At 41.0% G+C, this 24493-nt stretch carries 23 protein-coding genes; 11 read left to right on the top strand and 12 right to left on the bottom strand.

The features are described 5' to 3' along the window. Position 1: 1 nt before the first annotated feature. The 7 genes from LX92_RS05875 (at position 2) to pyrF (ending at position 5546) form a co-directional block, all read left to right on the top strand. Entirely contained in the window at positions 2–442 is a 441-nt protein-coding gene (locus LX92_RS05875; RefSeq protein WP_109649358.1) for a QcrA and Rieske domain-containing protein, read from the top strand. A gap of 25 nt (positions 443–467) precedes the next feature. Next, positions 468–902, top strand: a complete 435-nt coding sequence (locus tag LX92_RS05870) for a thioredoxin family protein (protein ID WP_223308262.1) — start codon at positions 468–470, stop codon at positions 900–902. After that, entirely contained in the window at positions 899–1894 is a 996-nt protein-coding gene (locus tag LX92_RS05865) for an FAD:protein FMN transferase (RefSeq protein WP_244915922.1), read from the top strand. Before LX92_RS05870 ends, LX92_RS05865 begins: the two co-directional genes overlap by 4 nt. Positions 1895–1903: 9 nt before the next feature. Beyond that, positions 1904–2113, top strand: coding sequence for a DUF4266 domain-containing protein (locus LX92_RS05860; RefSeq protein ID WP_109649356.1), 210 nt, complete (start codon positions 1904–1906; stop codon positions 2111–2113). 108 nt (positions 2114–2221) lie between these two features. Next, positions 2222–3502 (top strand): DUF3570 domain-containing protein, encoded by a 1281-nt coding sequence (locus tag LX92_RS05855; RefSeq protein WP_211315834.1) that lies wholly within the window; start codon positions 2222–2224, stop codon positions 3500–3502. 132 nt (positions 3503–3634) lie between these two features. After that, entirely contained in the window at positions 3635–4711 is a 1077-nt protein-coding gene (gene prfA, locus LX92_RS05850) for a peptide chain release factor 1 (RefSeq protein ID WP_109649355.1), read from the top strand. Between the two features lie 10 nt (positions 4712–4721). Continuing rightward, the gene (gene pyrF, locus LX92_RS05845; RefSeq protein WP_109649354.1) at positions 4722–5546 is read left to right on the top strand and encodes an orotidine-5'-phosphate decarboxylase; all 825 of its coding nucleotides are present in this window, start codon (positions 4722–4724) and stop codon (positions 5544–5546) included. Positions 5547–5548: 2 nt separating this feature from the next. Here pyrF and LX92_RS05840 read toward each other — a convergent pair whose 3' ends face one another. Beyond that, positions 5549–5743, bottom strand: a complete 195-nt coding sequence (locus tag LX92_RS05840; protein ID WP_109649353.1) for a hypothetical protein — start codon at positions 5741–5743, stop codon at positions 5549–5551. 227 nt (positions 5744–5970) lie between these two features. Between LX92_RS05840 and LX92_RS05835 the strand changes: the two genes are divergently transcribed. Then, positions 5971–6756, top strand: coding sequence for an alpha/beta fold hydrolase (locus LX92_RS05835; protein WP_109649352.1), 786 nt, complete (start codon positions 5971–5973; stop codon positions 6754–6756). Between the two features lie 7 nt (positions 6757–6763). Here LX92_RS05835 and LX92_RS22270 read toward each other — a convergent pair whose 3' ends face one another. The 9 genes from LX92_RS22270 to LX92_RS05790 form a co-directional block, all read right to left on the bottom strand. Then, positions 6764–6985, bottom strand: a complete 222-nt coding sequence (locus LX92_RS22270; RefSeq protein WP_146197805.1) for a hypothetical protein — start codon at positions 6983–6985, stop codon at positions 6764–6766. Between the two features lie 407 nt (positions 6986–7392). Next, positions 7393–8850: an aryl-sulfate sulfotransferase gene (locus LX92_RS05825; protein ID WP_109649350.1), complete on the bottom strand. Its 1458-nt coding sequence runs from the start codon at positions 8848–8850 to the stop codon at positions 7393–7395. 104 nt (positions 8851–8954) lie between these two features. Continuing rightward, entirely contained in the window at positions 8955–9872 is a 918-nt protein-coding gene (locus tag LX92_RS05820) for a hypothetical protein (RefSeq protein WP_109649349.1), read from the bottom strand. Between the two features lie 10 nt (positions 9873–9882). Then, positions 9883–11583 (bottom strand): SusD/RagB family nutrient-binding outer membrane lipoprotein, encoded by a 1701-nt coding sequence (locus tag LX92_RS05815; RefSeq protein WP_109649348.1) that lies wholly within the window; start codon positions 11581–11583, stop codon positions 9883–9885. A gap of 10 nt (positions 11584–11593) precedes the next feature. Continuing rightward, on the bottom strand, positions 11594–14776 hold the full coding sequence (locus LX92_RS05810; RefSeq protein WP_109649347.1) for a SusC/RagA family TonB-linked outer membrane protein: 3183 nt from the start codon (positions 14774–14776) through the stop codon (positions 11594–11596). 752 nt (positions 14777–15528) lie between these two features. Beyond that, positions 15529–17040 carry a helix-turn-helix domain-containing protein gene (locus LX92_RS05805; protein WP_223308261.1) on the bottom strand — a complete coding sequence of 504 codons (1512 nt, stop codon included), beginning with the start codon at positions 17038–17040 and terminating at the stop codon, positions 15529–15531. A gap of 359 nt (positions 17041–17399) precedes the next feature. Further along, entirely contained in the window at positions 17400–18107 is a 708-nt protein-coding gene (locus tag LX92_RS05800) for a DUF4197 domain-containing protein (protein ID WP_109649346.1), read from the bottom strand. 34 nt (positions 18108–18141) lie between these two features. Then, positions 18142–18993 carry a formyltetrahydrofolate deformylase gene (gene purU, locus LX92_RS05795; RefSeq protein WP_109649345.1) on the bottom strand — a complete coding sequence of 284 codons (852 nt, stop codon included), beginning with the start codon at positions 18991–18993 and terminating at the stop codon, positions 18142–18144. Between the two features lie 93 nt (positions 18994–19086). Continuing rightward, entirely contained in the window at positions 19087–19500 is a 414-nt protein-coding gene (locus tag LX92_RS05790) for a hypothetical protein (protein WP_109649344.1), read from the bottom strand. 106 nt (positions 19501–19606) lie between these two features. Between LX92_RS05790 and LX92_RS05785 the strand changes: the two genes are divergently transcribed. Together LX92_RS05785 and LX92_RS05780 are read left to right on the top strand one after the other, a co-directional pair. Further along, positions 19607–20062 carry an Lrp/AsnC family transcriptional regulator gene (locus LX92_RS05785; protein ID WP_109649343.1) on the top strand — a complete coding sequence of 152 codons (456 nt, stop codon included), beginning with the start codon at positions 19607–19609 and terminating at the stop codon, positions 20060–20062. A gap of 168 nt (positions 20063–20230) precedes the next feature. Then, positions 20231–21643, top strand: coding sequence for an alpha/beta hydrolase (locus LX92_RS05780; RefSeq protein ID WP_109649342.1), 1413 nt, complete (start codon positions 20231–20233; stop codon positions 21641–21643). On the opposite strand, the gene LX92_RS05775 is transcribed toward LX92_RS05780, so the two are convergent. Continuing rightward, a complete protein-coding gene (locus tag LX92_RS05775) occupies positions 21630–22367 on the bottom strand; it encodes a DJ-1/PfpI family protein (protein WP_109649341.1) in 738 nt (245 codons plus the stop codon). The two genes, LX92_RS05780 and LX92_RS05775, sit on opposite strands and share 14 nt — an antisense overlap. 7 nt (positions 22368–22374) lie before the next feature. Then, positions 22375–23577 (bottom strand): MDR family MFS transporter, encoded by a 1203-nt coding sequence (locus LX92_RS05770; protein WP_109649340.1) that lies wholly within the window; start codon positions 23575–23577, stop codon positions 22375–22377. 217 nt (positions 23578–23794) lie between these two features. On the opposite strand from LX92_RS05770, the gene LX92_RS05765 reads away from it, so the two are divergent. Further along, positions 23795–24451 carry a DUF1684 domain-containing protein gene (locus LX92_RS05765; RefSeq protein ID WP_109649339.1) on the top strand — a complete coding sequence of 219 codons (657 nt, stop codon included), beginning with the start codon at positions 23795–23797 and terminating at the stop codon, positions 24449–24451. Positions 24452–24493 lie beyond the last annotated feature (42 nt).

Below are 24493 nucleotides of genomic sequence, written 5' to 3'. Positions count from 1 at the left end.
TATGGAAAGAAAGGATTTTCTCAGGACATTAGGGGCTGGTGCTGCTTTCGCATTAACGTTCCCTTGTTTGCAAGGATGTTCCAAGGATGATGAAAACGGCGATAAGGTCGAAGCGCCAACGGGTATTGACTTCACTATTGATTTAAACTCCACCGAAGGGAAGAAATTGTCTAACAACGGAAGTTTTATTTTAAAGGATTTGGTTGTTGTGGTCAAGGACCTGGATGGTAATTTTGTCGCTGCAACCCAAGTGTGTAGTCATGAATCCTACGATCAAGTTCGCTTCTTATCGAATGATGGTGGTATTTTTTATTGTGATGTGCATGGTTCGCGTTTTGCATTGGATGGTGCGCCCTTGAACCAAGTGGATGGCAATGCTGCCAAACCCTTGAGGATCTATAACACCGAACTCAATGGGGACATACTTCGCGTTTATGAATAGTTGTTTAATCCTAAAATATTTTAAATTGAAAAGGTTCGTTTGTTTTGTGTTTTTGGTCAGCTCGGTTTTTGTTTCCGCCCAAGAGTGGCAAGCTACCTTTTCAGATGCCGTATCTGTATCGGTAAGGGAGAAAAAACCCATTGTTCTGGTTTTTTCAGGTTCAGATTGGTGCGCTCCATGCATAAAATTGGAAAGGGATATATGGCAATCGAAAGAATTTACGGCTTATTCCAAGGAGAACTATGTTCTTTACAGGGCTGATTTTCCGAGGAAAAAGAGCAATCAATTGGCAGGCGATATCACGGAGCAGAATCGTAAATTGGCCGAAACCTATAATCCAAAAGGTTATTTCCCATTGGTGGTTGTATTGAACCCGAACAAAGAGGTTTTGGGTACGACAGGCTATAAAAAGATTACTCCAGATGCATATATTTCCCTGCTAAACTCATTTGTAAAGTGAGAAAACTCCTCCCCCTGATTTTTGTTTTCTTTTTCGTCCTTGGTTTTGGCCAAGAGCGCAAATACGTTACGGTGCATAGGACCGAAAAGTTAATGGGTTGCCGTTTTGATATCACCGTGGTAGCCGCAAATGAGGAAATCGGATATATCAACATCGATGAGGCCGTTGCCGAGATCAGGCGTATTGAAAAGATGGTTTCTTCGTGGGATCCCGATTCCGAAACGGCTTTGATCAACAAAAATGCAGGCATTAAACCGGTGGAAGTCAGTGTGGAACTGTATAAACTTATAGAGCGCGCTAAACAGATATCGGAGATTACCGATGGGGCTTTTGATATTTCTTATTCCTCAATGGATGAAATTTGGAAATTTGATGGAAGCATGACCTATATGCCATCCAAAGAAATGATTAAAAAATCAATAGCCAATGTGGGCTATGAAAAAATAGTTTTAGACCCGGAAGGGCACACCGTCTTTTTAAAACAAAAAGGGATGAAAATTTCTTTTGGGGCCATTGGTAAGGGCTATGCCGCGGACAAGACCAAGGAACTGCTGGTTTCAAAACAAGTGGTTGCCGGTATCATAAATGCCTCGGGGGATTTAACCACTTGGGGTACCAAAGCCAGTGGGGAAAAATGGTTGATCGGTATTGCGAACCCATTAAGCAAGAATAAGATATTTTCTTGGTTGCCCATAGTCGAATCATCGGTGGCTACCTCTGGTAATTATGAGAAGTTCGTGATATTCGATGGTAAAAAGTATACACATATTATAGACCCTAGGACCGGATATCCGTCGCAAGGCGTAAATAGTGTTACCATTTTCGCCAAAAGTGCTGAGCTCTGTGATGCTTTGGCAACCGCGGTTTTTATCATGGGTAAGGATGCTGGTCTTTCGTTGATCAACCAACTCGGTGGTACTGAGGTTATTTTGGTGGATAGCAATAATAAAATTCACAAAAGCAGTGGTATCCTTCTGGATAATAATCCCTAACTTTAATATATGAAAAAGATTGTGCTTCTATTGGTCTTTGCGGCCCTATCAAGCTCCTGTGTCGTGGTAAGGGAATATGACAAGGTGTACTTGAATGATGAGGAGATGGTTCTGAGCGCTAAAGGTTCTGAGCGATTTGAGACGAACTTCCAGATATATCGTGAGGCAGCTGCCGGTGCGAATGGCGGTAAGTCTGGTGGTGGATGTGGCTGTAATTAAGTCCACGATCAATCGATTTCATTAAAAATTGAATGGGCAAGTGGGGTCAACCTCAATAAATAGGAAAACTTTTTACCCGAATACGTAAATTAATAACTTCATGTTCCTTTGAAAAAACTTAGTGTAATAGTGCTATTATTCACGTTGAATTGGGGTTTTGCCCAAGAAGAAGGGGGAAATACCTACCAAAAACGTGTTTTGGAAACCGCTGAAATAGATTTGCTTTTCAGTTATTACAACCAAGATGGTGAAAATGCTGCGGTGACCGGTGGGGAAGGTACCGAAGAATTGACAGATGCCACATCGAGTATTGTGGTGAAAATGCCATTGAACCCCGATGATGTACTGACGGTTGATGTGGGTATTTCGGCCTATTCCTCGGCTTCCTCGAGTAATATTGACCCTTTTGATAAAAGCAGTAGAACGGCGAGTCCATTCAGTGCTTCTTCCGGTGCTTCCCAAAGTGATGCCTTGGTGCATTTCAACCCTACTTACGAACATAGTTCCGATGACCGCAATTCAGTGTATTCGGCCCAAGCCTATATTTCATCTGAATACGATTATTTTTCACTGGGTTTTGGTGGGGGATATACCCGCTTGTTCAATGAGCGGAATACCCAGTTCGGCGCGAGCTTCCAGGTCTTTTTGGATTCATGGAATCCACAATATCCTGTAGAATTGAGGGATGGTTTTTTTGATTCAAGAATTTCAGGAAGTGGTACCTACAATCCAAGTTTTGTGGCATTTGATGATGAAACAAGAAATTCATACTCCCTTTCATTGAGTATTTCCCAGATTTTGGGTAAACGGCTTCAAGGTTCAATCTTCTTGGATCTTGTATCCCAAAAAGGATTGTTGAGTACCCCGCACCAAAGGGTTTATTTTAGTGACTTCAATGACTTCTTTATCGAGGATTTTCAGTTGGCTGATGGGGTAGAGCAATTGCCCGATAGCCGTTTTAAGATTCCGATAGGAGCCCGTTTGAATTACTATTTGAACGATTTGATCGTATTGCGCAGCTATTACAGGTACTATTCCGATGATTGGGGCATTTCGGCCCACACAGCCAGTTTGGAGGTCCCTGTCAAATTAAGTGATAAGTTTACGCTATATCCCAACTATCGCTATTATGATCAGACCGCTGCGGATTATTTTTACGGGAAGGAAGCAGCTACTTCCTCCCTCGATTTCTATACATCGGACTATGATCTCTCAGCCTTTAGTTCGCATCAATACGGAATGGGTGTCCGTTATAAGGATATCTTTGCGGGAACCAAGGTTTTTACTTTTGGTTTAAAGACCATCGATCTTCGATTCAACAAATATGATCGTAGTGATGGACTATCCTCTTATATTTTTAGTTTAGGGACTACCTTTGTTGGTAATTAGTAAGGGATTTGTCCTGTTTACTACTTCGGCATCTTACTGAAAATTGTTCATAAACTAATGGGTTTTGCAGAATTGGGCAATACCACATATGTTTAAATTTATCGTAAATTCGCAGCGAACACAGGAAAGTATATGATTGATAAATTAAATATCGTAAAACAACGTTTTGATGAGGTTTCAGACCTTATTATCCAACCCGATGTGATTACGGACCAAAAGAGGTATGTACAGCTAACAAAGGAGTATAAGGATCTTAAGAACCTTATGGCCAAGCGTGATGAGTATGTGGAGTTGTCCAATAATATTGCGGAAGCGGAAGAGATCATTGGGGATGGTAGTGATCCGGAAATGGTGGAAATGGCCAAAATGCAATTGGAGGAGGCCAAAGGGGCATTACCTGCGTTGGAGGAAGAGATTAAACTTATGTTGATCCCCAAGGATCCAGAGGATGCCAAGGATGTTGTTGTTGAGATACGGGCAGGGACCGGTGGTGATGAGGCCAGTATATTTGCGGGAGATCTTTTTAGGATGTATACAAAATACTGTGAGAACAGAGGTTGGAAAACAAATGTCATCGACCTTAGTGAAGGTACTAGCGGTGGTTATAAGGAAATACAGTTCGAGGTCAATGGAGAGGACGTTTATGGCACCCTCAAGTTTGAAGCTGGGGTGCACCGGGTTCAACGGGTTCCGCAAACCGAAACCCAAGGTAGGGTGCATACGAGTGCGGCCACGGTAATGGTTTTACCTGAGGCGGAGGATTTTGACGTGCAGATAGACCCAAAGGATGTAAGGATCGACTTTTTCTGTTCTTCAGGACCAGGTGGGCAGTCGGTGAACACTACATACTCTGCAGTACGGCTTACACACGTTCCTACGGGGTTGGTGGCGCAATGCCAAGACCAAAAATCCCAACATAAAAACAAGGAAAAGGCATTCAAGGTGCTTCGTTCCAGATTGTATGATATGGAGTTGGCCAAAAAGCAGGAAGAAGATTCCGCTAAAAGGAATTCCCAGGTAAGTAGTGGTGACCGTTCAGCGAAAATCAGAACCTATAATTATCCTCAGGGTAGGGTTACCGATCACAGGATTGGACTTACCTTGTATGATCTTCAAAATATTATCGATGGGGATATTCAAAGGATCATCGACGAATTGAGTCTCGTTGAAAATACAGAAAAACTAAAAGAGGCATCAGATATTTTTTAATTTTCGTGGAATGGATCTTGAAAAACTCATTGGGCAAATTCATGTAAAACAATCCTTTCTTTGTATTGGATTGGATACCGATTTAGAAAAAGTACCTCCCCATCTTTTACAGGAGGAAGATCCGATATTTGCCTTTAACAAGGCGATAATCGACGCTACCCATCACCTGTGTGTGGCATATAAGCCGAATACGGCTTTTTATGAGGCCTATGGACTCAAAGGGTGGAAGGCCCTAGGGAAAACCATAGATTATTTGAATGCTAATTATCCTGAGGTTTTTACGATAGCGGATGCGAAAAGAGGCGATATAGGAAATACATCAACACGATATGCCAAGGCCTTTTTTGAGGAATTCGGTTTTGACTCCATTACCATTGCCCCCTATATGGGCAGGGATTCGGTAGAACCATTTTTGGCCTTTGAAAACAAGCATACTATTTTACTGGCATTGACCTCCAATGAAGGCGCTTATGATTTCCAGACTCAAAAAGTCGATGGAACGGCCTTATACGAGAAAGTGTTGCAAACCTCCCTGACCTATAAAAATGCGCATAATCTAATGTACGTTGTTGGTGCCACCAAGGCTAGTTTCCTAGGGGATATCCGAAAGATTGTTCCTGATAGTTTTTTATTGGTGCCGGGTGTTGGCGCACAAGGGGGAAGTTTAAAAGAGGTGTGCCATTACGGAATGAACCAGCATATCGGTCTCTTGATAAATTCTTCAAGAGGAATCATCTATGCATCAAAAAATAAGGACTTTGCAGCTATGGCAGCCCTCAAGGCAAAAGAATTGCAACAACAAATGCAAGAGGAGTTAAAATTGTTGGGGCGATAGGCCTAAACAAGTTCTTCCAGTCTCCTTTTGGTTTTTTTGGCTTTCTGCTCAAAAAACTCACCCAATTTGGTATTGCTGTATTTGAGATTTGAGGCTCTTTCCATAAAGCATTGGTATTGGTATTCCAATAGGCTAATGGCCTGACTCCCTGTTGATATGGATGTTACCGATCCGACTTTACAATATTGTTTTTCCATAGTGTTCAAATGTTATATCAAATATACGTGTGATTTGCTATTTTAGATGTTGTGAAGCCTAATTAGCTCCTTATATGTAGGTTATTTATCCATTTATTAACAATTGCTTAATAATGTTCATAAAAAAGCAAGATAATGGCTGTTAAAAAAAACCTTAAATCGATAGCCCTATTAAAAGTTTTAATACATTGCACAATTCCTTAGAACGGGACGTTTAGAGAACACTATTGTTAAGTTACTACACATATATACATAAAGAATCAACCACTTGGGTGACGTTTGTTCACGGGGCAGGGGGTAGTTCCTCCATTTGGTTTAAACAAGTGCGTGAATTTAAAAAGCACTTCAATGTATTGTTGTTGGATTTAAGGGGGCACGGGAATTCCAAACCCAGTATCAAGGATGCCTTTAACGATAGATACACTTTTGATTCGATTACTGACGATATCCTTGAGGTTATCAATCATCTAAAAATTGCCAAATCACATTTTATCGGTATTTCCTTGGGAACCATCCTTATTAGGAATCTTGCCGAAAAACACCCCCATAGGGTGGTGAGTATGGTCATGGGTGGAGCCATAATGCAACTAGACATACGTTCGCAGATCCTAATGCGATTGGGTATTTTATTCAAATCGGTTATTCCGTATTTATGGCTTTACAAGTTCTTTGCCTTTATTATCATGCCCCATAAAAACCATAAGGAGTCGCGGTCGCTTTTTGTTCGTGAGGCAAAAAAGTTATATCAGAAAGAATTTACGCGATGGTTCAGGTTGACTTCGGAGATAAATCCGTTGTTACGCATCTTTAGGGCCGTTGATACCAAAATTCCCACCTTGTATGTCATGGGGGGTGAGGATTATCTGTTTTTACCCGCTGTTAAAAAAATTGTGCAGGAACATACCGCCTGTAGTCTTTTGACCATTGAATATTGTGGACATGTGGTCAATGTTGAACAGCCACAGATTTTCAATCACCTGGTTATTTCATACTTGTCGGATACCGGTAATTGATTCGTCTTTATTCCACATTATAACCGATTGGACTCCCTAAATATTTTTTATCCATTTGTTTAATGTTCTTCTGTGTCAATCCCGTATTGGTCCAAAATGGAAGATGTGCCTGTTGTATTACGATCCACCAAGAATTTGATTTATGGGTAGGTACTTGGAGGGTTGTCAACACTGATGGAACAATTGTAGGTTGATAGTAATGGGTTATGGGATAAGAACCGGATTTCATGGATCTTGAACAAGGATAGTATTGTGCGATAACCAAGGGAAATAGAAATACTGGAATGGAAAAAAGTGGTTCGTACTGCCTTTGATGGATTGTATCAGTGAAAGGAATTACCTGAAGTTTGGGGTGATATCCTTTCTTTCCTATGGGATAAATAGCCATTATGTAAATTGCAGCCCTGAAGAATATTGTTAACTAATTCAAATAATTACTCTAAAAAATGAAACTTTACAATATTTTTAGAAGTAAACCTCAGGACTGCCTTACACTTATTAGATTGAATGTTCAACTAATTTAAAGACAAACCAGGTGTGTATGGGAAAAGCTTATAAACGTTTACGTTTCCGACAAAGTATTACCCTATGCTTACTGTGATTGATTCCATTAACGATATAGGCTGAACCAGTACTTTATTTACAATTGCCAATGTCGAAATTCAATTCCAACGGATTTCCCGGAATAAGGTCTTTTCCGGTAAACCCCTCATAATCCTGACTATACTTTATTGCTTGAAAAACGTTGCTTGCCGCCGTATCCCCTTGCGATAAGGGTTCACCTTGGTTGGTTATGGGATTAACGTATTTCCAAACTATTTCCTGATCCTCATTAATTTCGAAAAACGTACCCTTTGTTCCTTCGCAGATCAATGTATTTCCGTTAGGAAGGCGTTGTGCGCTCGAAAGAATTTTTGAATAGAACATAACAGGGTCATCAGGATGGCTATAAGACCAATCGGGGGCTTCAGGACCATAAGGTTCCCCCGGATTATTCCGGTAGTTAAAAGTGCCTTCCTTGGGTGTATCGATGATATCAACGGAGGAGTAATCCGTTTTTCGTCCCAAGCCGTTATTAAAGAGCATTATCTTGCCCCCATCAGGATGGTCATTTGGTATCCAATGGGCATTGTGCTGTCCAAATAATTTCCTATCGGCCGGGGTCCCATGATGATATGCTTCTGGATTTCCCCATCTATACATAATAGCGCCACCCATACCACTATTCCCCCCATTATCAAATTTGGCTTCTTCGGTGGTGGTTGAATGGTCTATGATATATATTTCACTAAGTTTCTGGGAACTTATTATGATTTGATCAAGGTCTACATGATATTGTATTGAATTAAAGTGCAACCAATCGGTATCCTTGTTTGGGCTTCCCTGATAATTGATATCCAATAGTTGTGGATTTTCTGAAACAACCCCATAATTAAACTTTGTGTTGTCATAATCCTGAACAAGATGATCCCATGTGCTCCATTCCCATACAATATTACCGCCATTGCTACCAGAGGGTTCAATTTCAATAATACGTTCGTCATAGAGGCCATCTTCTGGGAGGTGTTCTGGATTTCTACCGGCTAAAATGGCCTCATCCCGTGTTTTTTTATGTGCTGATAAAAATAAAATATTACCATTGGGCAAAGGGACTAATCCATGGTGTTGGCTATAGCTTGGACTTGAATAAACATAACTCCAGATCAAGTCACCTTGCCAATTGAATTTTTCAATCACCCCACCAATGCCACCGTAGGGTAACCCTGGATTAATGATTTTACCAGCCCTTAACAAGGAGCCATCTTCCAAGAGACAGAATGCACCACCCCTGTCATAAGTACTCAACCATTGATTAATGACCCGCCCACAATTATCGATAAGATAAGTGGCCTTGTAAATGGTGTAAAGGGTGTAGCCGTCATAAGCTTTTGGGTCATTTAACAATGTTCCCAAATTGTTTGATTCTGGAATCGGCATAGAATCCGGTGCTATGGAAACCGGTTTCGTAATTTGGGTGTCACCACTATCAACAGAACAACTTGCAAAAAATGATATCCATAGAATGATTAGGATGTGAAACAACAATTTTTTCATGGGATACGGAATAGAATGAAAACCATACACCTTAGGAATGGATTTAGTCCGAAAAGAAAAGCAGCTTAGGGTTATAAGCTGCTTTTCTGGGTGTTTGAATAAATTTATTGGGTGAACAAATCAGGCCAATCGACTCCTCCTTCCCTGGTTAGTACAACATCTCCTGAATCCCCATAATCGTTGGACCATGATAATGACATTTCCGGGCCATTGACATCGGTAATGACCCATGTATAGGTCAACCCGTATTGGTCCTGTCCGCCGGAAATGATGAGGTTGCAGGCATCGGAAAAGGTCGCACCACCGCTGGTTGCCGGGGAATCGCTCCAACAAGTGGTTCCATATTGGCCGAAACCAAGATCCGATGTTAAATAGATGCCACCCCCTTGATCCGTCCATGTGACGGTTCCGCTCACGTCCCCGCTCGGACAAGTACCGGTTATCGCCTGCAGATTGGAAGACACAAAGGAATGGGTGCCACCCAAATTCGAGGTACAGGATACCGGATAATTGAGTACCGTGGTAAAAAGCACCGTGGTTTGAATATTGGTTCCAGTACCACCTTTTACGCCGTCAGGACTAACAATATCGAGTATGGTGCCGTCGGGCATCGTAAACCGGGTCGTAATGGTCAACATATCTCCAACCTGAAGATCGGCACCGCTATCAATTTCGGAAAATGCAGCGACCACGTCCGCTGTCGTTAGACTAAAATCCTGGGGTAGGGTTACATTGCTAAACAAAACAGCATTGTAAACAGGACCTGCAAATGTGGTATAAACACCGATAATATCAGTTGATGCAGGATTCCCTTGGGCAATAGATACGTTGAATTCCAAGGTTATCGGCTCCCCATTCTGTGCTTTTACTTGATCGATGAAAGCTGGGGCACTTGTCGCTTTTACCAGATTGGGTGCCGCACCTTCCTCTAACGGGATCACCGAAGTTCCACCGTCATCTTCACACGAAACCGTAAAAGTTATGGTCGCTATTATGAGTAGTATAGTTTTGATTTTTTTCATGATTTTTTTATTAATTGTCCCAAAATATTTTAACGGTCGTTGCATCTTTTTGTTCTGGTGCGTTTTGATTGAGGTTCAACTCTGGTTGCGGCCAAAAAAATGAATATTGAAAACCATTGTTAAGCACGGTTAAATTATCCTGTAGGGGCCAGCCATCGCCATTGTCCAATTGGTATTCCGGGGAAGGACCATTGGGGTCTGCCAAAATAGGATACCCTGTTCTTCGATAATCGTTGTATTGGTCCATGGAATCACCGAAGGTGGCCACCCATTTTTGGGTCATGATCAATTCCAGTCTTTTCTCATCGTTGGCGGCAGCGAATTCGTTGTCAATCCCATCCATGAAGGCAATAACCTCCGGGGATCCTTCCAATGTGGGTACCGATTGGGAAGTCCCAGATCCAGCAACCACTTGATCCACTTTGGCGAAACTTGCTTCCATGGCCTCCCGTAGTTTGGCGCCTGCGTCCCCGCTCATTAAGCCTACATGCATAAGCTCTGCCTGAATATATAGGAACTCGTCATAAGTTAGGATCCTCCTAGGGGCTACCCCAGTGCCACTGGCAATCGTTCGGGCAAACCCTTGACCGTCATCATAGCGACCCCCGCAAGGGAAGATACCTGGGAAGGTAGCATCAGTTTGTACGGCATGATCTCGATCCGGACCAATACTTCCAAAACGTATGCTAAAAAAACCAGTTGATGAATCCCAGTAATCGGCATTGGGGTCTCCCGTGGTGGTATCCCCTTGATCTCTGGGGAATTGACCGGGGGTCAATTGGTTCGCCCAATAGTAAGGAATCCTGGGGTCCTTGTTTCCCGTGTGGATGTTCGGGTTCATGCCCATTAAGATTTCATAGAACCAAGGGCTGATATATTTGGCCACTTGAGCACCACCATAGGCATCGATAAAAAGTTGATTGCGTTCATCTGAGGGAGCTTGGGCAATGGTATGGGTAAATTGAAAATCGTCGGCAATCGAAGAAAGAAAATTATTCTCGGAAACCAAAGAATTGAAATCGGCCTGATTGAATAGGGAGGACAATCGAATTTGGTTGTACAATTTCAATTTATACGTATTGGCGAATTTTACCCATTGGGTTGTGGATCCCCCATAATATAAATCATCGGAGGCAGGAAGTGACAGTCCTTGTCCGCTAGCCACTTTTGCCTTTCCAGAATCCAGTAAATCCAAAACCGCCTGATATACCGCTTCCTGATTATCAAAAACCGGACTTACGGTGCCCCCTTCCAATAGGGTTGCCTCTGAGAAAGGCACATCGCCCCAAAGGTCTACAGCTACCGACATGAGGTAGGCCTTTAGGATCTCGGCGATACCGACATACACCATGTCCCCACTTTCCGTTGCTTGGGAAATCAGTGTTTCAATATCGGTAAGGGTCAAATATATAGTGTCCCAATCATTGTTCAGGTTAATATTGTCTGCCTTGGTACCATATTGATCTTGTTCTTCCCTTGCCGTGAATTGGTGGGTATAAACAGATAACATGTCCCCGCTCCACAGGCGAAAATCCACCGTGTTTGCTATCGCTATATCGATGTTGGTCAATAATTGGCCCAAAGGAGCAGTTGTCGGACTGTCGGTATCCGTATCGACATCCAAGTATTTCTCACAGCTGATAAAAGGGATTGACAGAAATAACCAAGCCAAGGTGTATGTTAAAAATCTTGAGTATTTTATAGTTTTCATGCCTTTTTTATTAGAAAGTTATGTTGAATTTAAACCCGTATCGTCTAGAAGTAGGGGCCGCTGCAATTTCGATACCCTGTAATCTGGTGGAACCAAAACTGGTTACATCGGGGTCAAAATTTGTATATTTTGGTACGTTGGGTGCGAAATACCATAAGTTATTCCCCATGACGCTAAAACTAATTTTCCCAAAAGGAGTTTTGTCCAGCCACTTGGATGGAAAGTCATAGGTAAGGCTCATCTCTCGTAGACGATAGACTGTGCCGTCATAAATAGCAGCTTCATCAACTGAATTTTGCGCAAAGGTATTTCCACCAGCAGGAGAGAAATACAGTTCGTTCATGTCAATTTGGGTAGTATTTGGGATTTGATTACCATTACCGTCTAGAATTGGATTTCCATTATTATCCCCGTAAAATCCAGGAATGATAAAAGTGCGTTCCCTATCCTCTGTATCTTTGGTGACCCCTCTTCCAAGTAGGGATGCGATACTTGTTGAACTAATATCCCCTCCTTCCTTCCAATCGAACTGTGCCCTAAACGCTAAATTTTTATAAGTGAAGGTGTTGATTAGTCCAACCCTAAAATCAGGATTTGGATCGCCGATCACACCATTTTCCAGATCTTGTACGATACCGCCTCCGGCCTGGTTAATAAGATAGTTTCCATTGGCATCCCTGGCAAAACGAGATCCAAAAAATACGCCAAAGGGTTCACCTACTATCGCATGTGCGACTTCATTGGCATTGAACTGGATTCGTTCCAAACCTTCTACCAATTCGATAACCTCATTCTTGTTTTTTGTAAACGTGGTGAATGAAGTCCATTTAAAATTTTCGGTTTGTATGGGAACCAATGTGAGTCCAACTTCAACCCCCGTGTTCTGTATTTCCCCAATATTGGTATTAAAGGTGGCGAACCCACTTGATGAAGGAACACTAACGGGGGAAATTAAGTCCGTAGTGGTTTTTTTGTACCAGCTAAAATCGAGTATAATACGTCTTTTGAAAAATTCCAAATCAAGACCAGCCTCGATTTCATCTGTAAATTCAGGGGTTAGTTCCGTGTCGCCCAGGGCCGATCTATTGGCTATGATCGGTGCCCCGGAGAAGGCATTGCCCACAGCGAAAGTCCTGTTTAGGAATTCTGGATCGGCATCCCTACCTACAGATGCATACCCAACCCTGATCTTACCAAAAGTCAAAACATTGCTATCAAGATCAAAGGCGTCCGTGAATATAAAGGATGTGGATATCGATGGATAGAAATAAGAATTGTTGTTTTTGGGAAGTGTAGAACTCCAGTCGTTTCTTCCTGTGGCAGTAAGGAAAAGGAAATCCTTAAATGAAAGACCCAGCTCTGCAAATACCCCGACATTTCTTTTTCTACTGAATCCGATACCATTGGTCGGTGTCGGATTTACCAAGGTTACATTCAGATTGTTTTCGATCGTAAAGATTCCTGGTGATATAAATGTGTTGCCCAAAATGGCATGGCGATCGGAGGTGCTTTGAAGCACGTTGCTACCCAAAATGGATGTAAATCCAATATCCTCGGTAATGTCATAATCAAAATTCACCAAAAAGGTAGATTCTATATCCTCATTCGTAAAGTTATCGGTGGTAACTGCGCCCAGGCCGTTATTTGCCCGGGATCCAATATCCCTGATCTCTTTTCTGTCCAAATTGTATTTGTTGACCCCAACGCGCAAGGATGTGGATATATGGTCGTTAAAATCATAGGATGCATTTACGTTCGCGACCGTTCTACTGGAGTTTGTGATGATCTGATCGTGTTTCCATGACCATAGCGGGTGATCCCAACCATTATTAGGCGTTACGGAAGCACCGGTTACCGGATGCTCAAAGGGTAAGCTCATATCCCAGACCCTTCCAAGCCATAAGGTTCTTGCAAAGGATGATGCAGAACCCGCAAATTGATTTTCGCCAAAGAAGCCACCGACCTGTTTGGTGTCTGAGTAACTGAGCGAAGCTCCGACACTTATGCGGTTTTGAAGTTTGAAGGTACCTCCGGCAGAAACCGAAGTCCTATCAAAAGTATTGTAGGGAATGTACCCTTCCTGGGTAAGGTCAGAGACGGTAACACTAAAGCTTCCATCCTCACCACCATAGGCAAGATTGACCGAATTATCGAGGACCGAACCGATCCTGAACAAACTTTCCACATTGTTCGGTTTTGCCTCATATGGAACTGTAGGACCGAATTGATCGGGAAATGCATTCAACAAGTTGGGCCAAGTGGCTATTGTTTCCAAGGAATCAAACCGTGGTCCCCATGAACCATTGGAATTGACATAACTGAAATTCACTCCGTTACCATAAGTATTTTGATATTCCGGTAAATTGGCGATTTTTTCAAAATAGGTACCGGAATTAAAAGTCACATTGAGTTTTTTGGCCGTATTGCGACCAGATCCCGACTTGGTCGTGATCACGATAACGCCGTCTGCAGCCCTTGATCCGTACAATGCGGCCGCAGCGGTACTTTTTAAAACATTGACCGAGGCAATATCGTTAGGGTCTAAAGAAGACAAACCGGATTCGTAACCGCCGCCGCCAGTGGATTGACTGCCCGAAGGTGCCAAGTCGGCAGTGGTCGTCTGGGAATTATCATAGGCAATACCATCGACTATGATCAAGGGTTGTGAAGCGCTTCCGAAAGAAGTTGCGCCCCTGATATTGATTTGATTGGAAGCCCCGGCGACCCCAGTGGAAAAATTGACGTTTACCCCTGGCACTTTACCCGATAAGGATCGTACCAAATCAGGTTCGGAGTTTTCTATGATATCCTCTGATTCAACTTTGCTAACCGCATAGCCTAATTTTTTCGGATTCCTTTTTATGCCAAACGCAGTGACCACGACCTCTTCCAATGCTTGGGTGTCATCTTCCATTTGAATGTTTAGGACATTCGTGGAATCAACAGTTCTTCGAGTGGTTTTTTGACCTATATAGGAAAATATCAAAACCTTGCCTTCGCTGGTCTTTATGGCAAAGTTGCCATCAAAATCGGTTTGGGTACCGTTTGAGGTACCATCAACTAGGATATTCACTCCTGGTAGTGGAATACCATTCTGATCGGTCACTAAACCTGTAACCGTTTTTTCTTGTGCATATGCCCACGATATACTAATAAGGAAGAGCATGATCACCCAATTACATTCTTTTTTCATCTGTTACTATTTATTTGAGTTAGAAGGTCAGACGCCCATATTCATCTATTGACCATTAGTTTTAAAGGATGTTCATGAAACTTCCATTATTAAATGCATAATGAGGTTGGTTTCGGAAATTTAAGGAGACCCATTGCATCATACTTCATATTTCAATTCAAAACAGGTATCCTGAAATCAGTATGGTTTGATGTTGTACAAGGTTTGTTTCACCTATACTTTTGGTGTAAATGTTTTAGAGTTGTGTTACCTATTCATTAGTCATTCGGTTCAAAGTAACACGCTCTTAACATAACTTTGGGAAAGCCTTATAAACGTTTACTTTACCGATAAAAGCTTACTCTTTTTTTACCTTTTGTAACCGATCAGGGGCTATATGGTATTCGTATTGGGCGAACAACGTGTTAAGTGGGCAAGAGAATTCATGGCATGCTTGAAAATCTATGGGTAACCATCCACGTGTGAGGAAACACATAGAAGAGGGAGGCTTGCGATAACCTCGTAGGCTTATGGGAAGAGGAAGAGTGGTGGTCGTCTGCGAATGTAAATTGCAGCCCTGAATAATTTTGATGACTAATTCAAATGATTACCCTAAAAATGAAAAGAAGAATTGTTTTAAGAGCATAATCCCCAGAGCTGCTTTTTACATGATGATTGATGAATATCCAAATAAAGTCACTTTAGGTGGGATGGTAGGTAAGACTTATAAACCTTTCCTTTACCGACAAAGGTTTACGACCCATTTACGCCGCCTAGGCCTTGACGGATATTCTTTGGTATTCGCTAGGGGTAACGAGGGTGTATTCCTTAAAGGCTTTATTGAAGGTCACCTTATTATTATATCCAACTTCGTAAGCAATATCGATAATATTGAGGTTTCTTTGATAGTCTTGATCCAGAATTGACATCGCTTCCTGAATTCTGTATTTATTGATCAATTTGTGGAAATTCATGTTAAAATGCTCATTGATCACCTGTGAAGCGTTATGCCTGGTGGTGTTCAGGCGATCCGCTATGGTTTCTAGGTTTATGTCATTCTCTTTGTAGATCTTTTCTTCATCGAACAGGAATTTCAACCGCTCTTTGAGTTCTGTGGATAAACTCTCGGTTAATCCCGATTTTTCATATTTAAGAAAAAACTGATTTTCATAGGAATAAAGTCCACTGAACACTTGTGGCTGAATATTTGCCGAATATCCCAAATACAAGACCATTAAGGCCATGGCGGATATTTGTGAATGAAAAATAAGATTGTGCCCTAAATTGTTCACGATCATAAAGCCATATAAAGAATAAGCCACGACGTACAGTATGTGTATCCTATAGAGATTCCCATTCCAGATTTTATTCCCCTTACTCAATTTGTCCTGGTTTTTGCTTTTTAAATAGAGTTTTCGAATAAAATAGCCATACACGATTAAGGATGATAGTTTCAGGGCAACCAAGGTTGGTACATGCAGGAGTTTCGCTTCTTCGAAACCCCCATTGTACCTCGTCAATAGAGCATTTAGCTTTTCTTCTGCGGGAAGCAAATAGATGGGTATTACATAGATTATGAGTAATACCGTTGGTACCAAATGAAATAAATCCCTTTTCTTAAATCGATATTGTTGGGTAATCCTTTTGAAATAAAAATATAGTAAGGGGCCATAGAGTAATGAAAAGGGTAACGACATTCTATAGGCATGGGGATATACGAATTCATAGTTCGATATACTAAAGCAAACATGAAAAATAAAAAAGGAATGGATAAAGACAAAGGTGCTGATCAGAATCCGGGCTAAGAAGTCTATTTTACGATTGAAATTGATGATAATGGCAATGTAAAAGCCTATCATGGCCACATAGAGGTAGATAACAATCCAAAAATTCAATTTAGGGGCATATTTTTCGGGAATATTGAATATTGGTGAGGTTTCATATTCCGACTCCCCGTTATCGAAAAAAGAAATATGGGATTCGCTCCAGGAATTAACGGATGTCTCCCTTGAGGTAATCTGGGCAAATGCACTCTTGATCGGATAAACCCCTATTGCGTATAAAGAGGGAATGCCCATAAAAGTACGAATATGAACAAGGTCCATCGGTGGTTTTATAGGTAGGTTTTCGTTTTGGAAACCTATTGGATTTTTGAAACCCGACAATACCCCACAATAAATCGTGCCTTTATGAAGGTTTTGGTTTTCCTTATAAACTTTAGAATGCGCAGGGTAGAGTTTTATAAAGAAGAGCAAGAATGTGATTAAGATTCCTATATTCTTCATTGGATTGATGAATTAGCTTGCTTGAAGTTAAACATTATATGGGCTCTAATTCTTAAAAAAATATTAAAATGGTAAATCCCGATAATATATTACCCTGTATAATAGCGGTTTGAATAAGGAAATTGGGTTTTAGGTTTTATGGAAATAGCGCTAAGGATAGGGAATAAAAAAACCGGTGCTCCCACCGGTTTTTGACTAACTAACTCAAAAAATTACTGACTCAAATAATTCTGTACAAAAGAACTTAATTAACAAGTGAACTAGGTTAACTAAAGTTTAGCAATATGTTAAAAGTGTCCTTATATAATTCAACGTAGTTTAAATCCATTTAGTATAAATGACCCGTAAATATTTTAACATTAATCCTGTAGCGTAAATACTTTACGCAATAAATCGGTAGTACGGGATGACGCCTTGGTGCGAATTTCCTTTTCTTCCACAGCGATCATGGTGTAGACTCCGTTTAGTGCTTCGTTGGTAACGTAATCGGTAAGGTCGGGATTTACCTTATTTGTGAGTGGTATGCTATTGTATTTTGTGATTAGGTTGTTCCAGATCTGATCGGCACCTACTTTTTCGAATGAATTTTTAATAACCGGATTGAACTTACTGTATAATGCGGTCTTAGTGGCGTTTGTCAAATATTGGGTGGCAGCATCATCACTTCCCATTAATATGTTTTTGGCGTCATTGAAGGTGATTCCTTTTACGGCATCGATGAATATGGGGGTGGCTTCGCTTACGGCATCCTCAGCGGCCCTGTTCAATACCTTAAGGCCTTCATCAGCCAAATTGCCCAATCCAATGTCTCGTAGGGTTTTGTCTACCTTTTGGAGCTCCTCCGGCAACATGATCTTTACAAGTTCATTTTTGTAAAAACCATCTGTCTTGGTCAGTTTGGTCACTTGTTTTTCAATGCCCATGTTCAAGGCTTCCCTCAACCCTTGGGCAATTTCCAGATTACCAATACCGGATTCCCCCTGGGGTAATTGGTTTATGACTTGTTGCAGTTCACCACAGGCCAAAAAGTTAAGCGATAAGAACAGTATAAGAATATTTTTTTTCATCGTTGTTTGTTGTTATATGTTATTTGATTCCGTATTAAGAAAATATGACGGTCTTGTTGTTATAAACCATTGTTTTGCGTTTCACATGTAATTTCACCGCCCTTGAAAGCACGATTTTTTCCAAATCCCTGCCTTTGGCAAGAAAATCCTGAATGGTATGGGTATGGGAAACGGCTGTTACATCTTGTTCAATAATAGGTCCGGCATCGAGCTCATCTGTTACATAATGACTTGTCGCCCCAATGATCTTAACACCTCTTTCGAAAGCGGCATGATAGGGTTTGGCCCCAGCAAATGCCGGTAAGAAGGAATGGTGTATGTTAATGATCTTATTAGGGTACGCATCGATCAAACGGCTACCCACAATTTGCATATACCGTGCCAAAACCATAAAATCCACATTGTGTTCCTTTAAAAGTTCCAACTGGCGATCTTCAACTTCATCCTTAGTTGTTTTGGTAACGGGAATATGGTAAAAAGGTATATCGAATTGTTCCGCGATATATGCCAAATCAGTATGATTGCTTAATATAAATGGAATTTCAGCCTTTAATTCACCCGAATGGTACCGGCTTAGCAAATCGTAAAGGCAATGGTTGTATTTAGAGACAAAGATGGCCATTCGCGGTAAAACATCATCCAAATGAAGGCTCCACTGCATTTGGTACGGCGTGGCCAACGAAGTTGTAAATTCATTCTTAAAGCCTTCTAGATTCAGGGTATTATCATCAAAATCACTTTCAAGACGCATAAAAAACACATTGGCCTGTTTGGCGACATGTTGGTCCAGATATATGATATTTCCCCCCTTCGCGTGTATAAAACCTGTTACTGCGCTTATGATCCCCGATTGATCAGGGCAATGGATAAGAATTGTGGTTTTCAAACTGACTGATTTTAAAAGTCCAAAATTAGAACTAAAAAAGCATCAATTTAGTATGAAAATGTGGTTTTTTGTAGAAATGGGACTTCCGTAGGGCTATGGTAATTGCATATTACCACTATTGGGCAATGTCCCTGTCCATTTTTTGAACGATTTCCTAAAGCTTCTTATTTCTTGTTGCAACAGGTTCAAGTATTCCTTTTCGGGTACGCCATCCCGCTCTAACCCGGTACAATAGGAATTAATGTTCTTGATCATGATTTTGATGAATGAAATGTTCCTGTACTTTTCATCATTGGATGCCGAGAATTCGGTTTGGGCGATTTTCTGTGGTATCAATATCGCATCGGTCAAAAGGGCATCAGCAATAATATCCCTCAAGCTGTTCGATTTATATAACTTCAATAAATCTTTGTTGAATGTGACATAGGAGGCAATGGCCCTACTCATTTCACAAAGTTCAAGGGCTTTCCTATACACCGGAATATGGCCTAATTTTTTCTTTGACATGGGTTCAATAGCAATTTTATTACCTTAAAGTTACGCTCGATTTTTCATTTTCAAATTTAGATTTAAAAGCAAATCCATATATTTACTTAGTAAACATAAGTTAATCATGGTGAAATCTTTAAATAGCGCTATAGACCCCATTAATTGGAGCATATTGGGTTGTCTTCAGAAGAATGCAAGGGAATCCTTCGCCAGTATCGGTAGAAAGGTAGGGTTGACCTCACCTGCTGTTGCAGAACGGGTAAAGAAACTTGAGGACCTTGGTGTTATTACCGGATATAAGGCCTTTCTTTCGCATACATTAACGGGGCATCAACTAAAGGCAATTATTACTTTGAGGGCCTTTATGGGAAAATTGAAACCCTTCCTGGAGATAGTGAAAAACTACGATGAGGTCATAAATTGTTATAGGGTAACGGGTAATGAGAATATCGTCATGGAGGTCGTTTTAAAAGATCAGTTCCATTTAGAGCGGTTTATTGATAAATTGATACAATACGGGGAGACTAGGACGCATATCATCCTTTCGGAGGTTGTGTCGAATGCCCCTGTAGTCAAGTGATGCCCCATTATTTTGAGATTATTGGGAAGACCTATGGACCGTGAGTCTGTCCAAGCTTTTGTTTTACAGGGTCTAAATTGGAAATATAGAGGAATAATTACAATTTGTATTCCCTAATTTTTATCTTTGGTAAGTCTTTTTTGGCGAGATTTTTGATGTAACTTCTGTATGAAAAAAATATTTTTCTTATTCGTTCTCTGCTCCTCTTTTTTAACCACCGCCCAGCAATTGATCTTAAAAAAGGGTGTTGTTATGGATTCGGTCATTGTCAATGATTCAATTCCGGAAAGTTTCGCGCTGTATTTGCCGACCAAGTTTGAGGTTTCCAAGCCATCTCCGGTTCTCTTTGTGTACGATACAGAGGGCAGGGGTGAGCGGGTGCTGAAAATGCTTATGATGGCAGCTGAAGAAAATCAATATGTTTTGGCCGCATCGAACAATGTACATGATTCTTTGTCCTTAAGTCAGAATGTCCTTGTTACGAAACGAATGTTTCAAACTGTTTTTGATGCGTTCACTATTCAAAAAGACAGGGTGTATACGGCTGGTTTCGGGGGAGGGGCCAGGATGGCGTCATTGATGCCCACATTTTTCAAACAGGTAAATGGGGTGATTTCATGCGGGGCAGGTCTTGCGAATAGCGAGGTGCTGTCGAGTAAGAATCCTTTCCATTTTATTGGTATTGTTGGGGTAGAGGATTTTAATTACCCCGATATGTTGCGGAGTAAAAATTTATTCAATACACTGAAATTCAAGAATCAGACATTGGTATTTGATGGAGGTCATCAATGGCCATCGATGGATTTGTTGTCCGAGGCTATGAGGTTGTTTGATTTGGAAGCCATGGAGAAAGGGATTATCGCGAAGGATACCAGCTTTATTATTGATAGTTATACCAAAAGCTTGAATTATACCAACAGTTTGATATCTGGGAACAACCCGTTGGAAGCCTATCGGAAGCTTGAGGAGGTTATTGAGGTGTATAAACCCCTGATTACCGTCGATTCACTTAAGAGCAGTCTAAAAGCCCTAAAAAGGAATACAAGGTATAAAAACCAAAAGCGCAGCCAGAATGCTATTTTTTTCAAGGAAGACTTGATCAAAAGTGACTATAACTACTATCTGGAAGAAGATCTGCTTACCTATAACTATAATAATTTGGGGTGGTGGAAATATCAAATGGAAGAACTTCAAAAATTTCAAAAGAGCCCTAACATCCTGGAAAAGCAAATGGGCGTAAGGTTGGAGGCTTATTTGAATGCGCTGGTTGAGGATAATATGGATATCGTAAGGACACAACCTACCATCGATGAGGAAGCCTTGAACTTTCTTTGGATGCTGAAGACCATAATATCCCCTAAGGAATATTCGAATTATCTAAACGTGATTTCCTTGAACGCCAAGGTAGAGGATTTTGGTACGGCCCTGTTTTATCTTGAGGAATTATTAAAGATCGGCTATGACAATGTCGATGAACTATATGCATTGGAGAATACGGCCCTTTTAAGGATTACCCCTGAATTTAACGAGTTGGTGGGTAAATATCTTAAAAGCGCCCGGTACAAAATTATTGAAGAATAAGATTGGGCACCTTCGTGACATCCCAGTCAATGACCAGTCCTTTGGCAATCGAGGCGGCAATTTCCTTACCGTAAAGAAATTCACATACGTAAAGTGCCGCTTCAAAACTCTTGGCGCCCCCTGCGGAGGTAATGTATTTGCCATCGTGTACGAACAGGACATTATCCTCAACCTTTAGGTGGGGAAAAGTCTTTCGATACAATTCGATATCGCTGGGAAATGTGGTCGAAGTTACGCTGTCGAGCAGCCCAGCCTTGGCCAAAACAAAGGCGCCGTCACAATGCGATGTCATGAACAGCGCTTTTTTGTCAACCTTTCGAACGAAATCCAACATTAACGAATCTTTTAAATCGGTATCCAAATGATGCTCCGCGCTGGGTACGACCAATATATCTATCTTCGGAATGGAATCCTTGGTGTAATTAAAATCGGGTAGGATGCGTATTCCTTCAAAAGTTGTTATGGGATTTAGGGTGTTGGCAACCGTAAAGGTATTCATGGCTTTTATGCCCTTTCTGAATTGGGTATGTTGAAAAATATCAAAAGGCGCCGTGAATTCCGTGTTGTACGTGCCATTCATGATAAGAAAGGCAACATTGTAGTTATTGGGGGATACCTTGGGATGATGCGTTTTGCTTTTTTCAATCGCTGTTTTTTCCATTTTCTTGGGATGGCATGCCGTTGTTAAAAGGCCTAGTGCAAGTAAAATATAAATAGTTCTCATTGGATTGCTATGTGTGTTTTATAAGTGTATTCCGCAACAGTAAAAGTAATGATATCCCCAATAGGCATACAACGGTAATGCCGTACCATGTTAACTCGTAACCAAAATGGGCAATACTCTGCATACCTGAATTATGTCCGAAAATATGAGCAATGGAAAAAGACATACTGTAAAGTGCCATATATTCACCTTGGTTTCCTCTTTTTGCGCGGTCCATGGCAAATGCATTTGAGAAAGGGAATGCAATCATTTCACCAATGGTCATCAGAAGCATTCCAATTGTCAATATGCCAATCCATGAAAACAAATTCAATAGTATAAAGCTGAGCGCGGTCAAGCCAAGCCCAAAAATAATATTAGTGATCTTGGACCAAGATCTGCTTTCGATGAACTTTATCAAGGGCATTTCAAAAACAAATATGAAAAAACCATTAAGGGCCAACAATAGGCCAATCTGAAACTCGCTCAATGAATGAATATCGCTATAGTATACGGGCATGGTCGAAAAGTATTGCACAAAGGCAAATGCGAACAATACCATGGCTGCAATGAACAAAAGAAACGGCATATCCCTATATGCTGATTTAGGGGATTTATGGTATACGTTATCCAGTACTTTCGATTTCCGGGGGTTGAGTATGATCAATAAAAGTATGCCTGCTATCATACAAGTAAAACCATCGACCCAAAATAATCCCCCATAGCCCAATGAGGTTATGATGATGCCCCCGAGGGCAGGGCCTGCCGAAAAACCTAGGTTTATGGCCAAACGGATCAGGGTTACGGAACGGGTTTTGTTTTCAGGTTTGCTATAGGCACTTAAAGCTACAAATACGGCCGGTCTAAAGGCATCGGCAATGACCATTAATATGAATATGCCGATACATATGGGCCAAAATCCTTCAAGAAATTGAATTGCTATGAACAGGAAACCTGTAGCGATAAGACTGGTCAACATTACTTTATAGTACCCTATTTTGTCGGTTAGCCTACCGCCGATCCAGGTACCGGCCAATGAGCCCAAGCCAAAACTGGTCATAATGCTTCCGACATTTTCCAGGCTAAACCCTAAACTTTGGGTAAGGTATAATGATAAAAATGGAATAACCATGGTCCCGGCCCTATTGACCAAGGTGATCAAGGCTAGCCACCATACCTCTTTGGATAATCCCCTAAACGAATCTATATATTGGGTGTAAAGTTTCTTCATTGCTTGATTGGCATAAAAAAAGCCCTGATGATGTCATCAGGGCTTTGTAATGTTATAAACGTCTATTCGATTTTAAACACAGCAGCACTGAATCCATATTTTTGGACGCAGGTTCACATATTTATAAATCGATGTTTGTTCCATGATTTTTTCTATTGGATAGTAAAGCTAATTAAAAATTTGATATGTTGTATTTTTGGATATAAATTACTGAATAATGAGGCGTACTCTTTTCTTGGCATTATTGTTAATGGTTTTCTTCAGTTGTAAGAAAGGTAAAAAGTATCATGATGAAAGCAAGGTCGAAATTGAAAATGTTTCGAATGGGACTTTAAAGGATATACTTGAATTTCAGGTGGAATTGAATGAGGAATTCAAAAATCCTGAGACCTCTCCGTTGCCCGATCGATATCGCAAGGATTTTACGAGTCTTGATTTTTTTGACCTGGACACAAATTATGTTGTAAAGGCGAAATTTGTTTTAACGCCGGATGCATTGCCGTTTTTAATGCCCACGACCACTGAAAGGGAGTCAGAGGAAACCGTTTACGGTATCGCTTATTTTGAGCTGAATGGGGAGGAACATCAATTGGAACTTTATCGAAATAAGGAATTGATGCAAGAAGAAGGGTATGAGGATTATCTTTTTCTCCCATTTACCGATAAAACCAATGGGGAGGAAACTTATGCAGGTGGAAGGTATATCGATTTATCGATTCCTGAGGGGGATTCGATTACCATTGATTTCAATAAAGCGTATAATCCGTATTGTGCCTATAACAAAAAGTTTTCCTGTCCACTGGTTCCTAGTGTGAATGCCTTGGATACCAAGGTCCTGGCAGGGGTCAAGGATTTTAAGAAGGGTAAGGGCTGATATAGATTATAAATAGGGTATAAAAAAAAGGAGCGTTTGTAA

Origin of the sequence: Maribacter polysiphoniae, assembly GCF_003148665.1 — a bacterium.
GTDB classification, from domain to species: Bacteria; Bacteroidota; Bacteroidia; order Flavobacteriales; family Flavobacteriaceae; genus Maribacter_A; species Maribacter_A polysiphoniae.
Note: the sequence above shows the minus strand (reverse complement) of the source record. Positions and strands in the feature narration are given on the sequence as shown.